The following is a 404-nucleotide window of genomic DNA, read 5'->3' on the forward strand; positions in this document are numbered from 1 at the left end:
GCTGGCGCGCTTCGGGGACAACATGCGCGAGGTCGCGGTCACCGAGGGCGACAAGGTCGAGGCCCAGCTCCGCTTCGGCTACTCCGTCAACACCTACGGCGTCAACGACCTGGTGGCGGTCGTGGATGCCGTGGAGGCCAAGGCGGCCGCCGAACTGGCCGCCGAATACTGCGAGTCCTACGACGTCGTACCCGCCCTGCGCCCCGGCGGCATCCGCCACGACGCCCTCCTCTACGCCGCCCGCCAGGAACTGGGCCTGCGCACGTTCCTCACCGACGGGGGCTTCACGGCCTTCACCACCAACTTCGAAGACCTCGGCGGCCTGCGGCAGCTGCCCGGGCTGGCCGTGCAGCGGCTGATGGCCGACGGCTACGGCTTCGGCGGCGAGGGCGACTGGAAGACCG

1 protein-coding gene is annotated in these 404 nt (G+C 71.3%); it reads left to right on the forward strand.

Annotated elements, in window-relative coordinates:
• The coding region (locus MKW14_RS40755) for an L-arabinose isomerase family protein (protein ID WP_441349319.1) at window positions 1–404 on the forward strand (404 nt) is incomplete at both ends.

The organism is Streptomyces gilvus (genome assembly GCF_022513565.1).
Lineage (GTDB): Bacteria > Actinomycetota > Actinomycetes > Streptomycetales > Streptomycetaceae > Streptomyces > Streptomyces gilvus.